Annotated in this window: 1 protein-coding gene; it reads right to left on the bottom strand. The window is 57.8% G+C overall.

The window, feature by feature from the left end; translation table 11 throughout:
- Positions 1-37: 37 nt before the first annotated feature.
- Complete coding sequence (gene psbA, locus NW808_RS03920) at positions 38-1,102, bottom strand: photosystem II q(b) protein (protein WP_414420358.1); 1,065 nt, start codon at positions 1,100-1,102, stop codon at positions 38-40.
- Positions 1,103-1,179: the final 77 nt, after the last annotated feature.

The following is a 1,179-nucleotide window of genomic DNA, read 5'->3' as shown; positions in this document are numbered from 1 at the left end:
GGCCAGGGGAAGTAGAGTCAGGAAACCTGGGGAGGCACTAGCCCCGCACAGCCGGCGCTACCTCCACCGCCGCCAAGTCCAGCGGGAAGTTGTGCGCATTCCGCTCGTGCATCACTTCCATCCCCAGGTTGGCACGGTTGAGCACGTCCGCCCACGTCCCAACCACGCGCCCATTGCTGTCCACAATCGACTGGTTGAAGTTAAACCCATTCAGGTTGAACGCCATGATGCTGATGCCCAACGCCGCAAACCAAATCCCCACCACCGGCCAGGCCGCCAGGAAAAAGTGCAGGCTGCGGCTGTTGTTGAACGACGCATACCGGAAAATCAACCGGCCAAAATACCCATGCGCCGCCACAATGTTGTAGGTCTCTTCCTCCTGACCAAACTTGTACCCCAGATTCTGCGACTCCTCCTCCGAAGTCTCCCGAATCAGGGTGCTGGTCACCAAAGACCCGTGCATCGCACTAAACAGCGCACCCCCAAACACGCCAGCCACGCCCAGCTGGTGGAACGGGTGCATCAGAATGTTGTGCTCCGCCTGGAACACCAACATGAAGTTGAACGTCCCGGAAATCCCCAGGGGCATCCCATCAGAGAACGACCCCTGCCCAATCGGGTAAATCAAAAACACCGCTGTTGCCGCTGCCACCGGCGCCGAGTAGGCCACCGCAATCCAGGGACGCATCCCCAAGCGGTAGCTCAGCTCCCACTCGCGCCCCATGTAGCAGTACACCCCAATCAAAAAGTGCAGCACAATCAGCTGGTAGGGGCCGCCGTTGTACAGCCACTCGTCCAAAGAAGCGGCTTCCCAAATCGGATAAAAGTGCAAGCCAATGGCGGCCGACGAGGGCACCACTGCGCCGGTGATGATGTTGTTCCCGTACAGCAGTGAACCCGAAACTGGCTCGCGGATGCCGTCGATGTCAACTGGAGGAGCACCAATGAAGGCAATGATGAAGCAGGTGGTGGCAGTCAGCAGGGTGGGGATCATCAACACGCCAAACCAGCCGATGTAAAGCCGGTTGTCGGTAGAAGTCACCCACTCGCAAAACTGCTCCCACACGTTGCTAGCTGAGCGACGTTGGAGAACAGTGGTCATAAAGCCTAACTTCCCTGTGGAAGTGCGAAGATGGACAACCTAACCTTAATCCAACCGTTAAGTTCTGTCAACTCTCC

Origin of the sequence: Synechococcus sp. W70.1, from assembly GCF_047461515.1 — a bacterium.
Classification (GTDB): domain Bacteria; phylum Cyanobacteriota; class Cyanobacteriia; order Thermostichales; family Thermostichaceae; genus Thermostichus.
The sequence above is the reverse complement of the archived record's forward strand: the minus strand, read 5'-3'. Positions and strand labels throughout refer to the sequence as shown.

Coding starts and splice junctions, on each gene's coding strand:
- psbA (WP_414420358.1), bottom strand. CDS start 1,102: ATGACCACTGTTCTCCAACGTCGCTCAGCTAGCAACGTGTGGGAGCAG.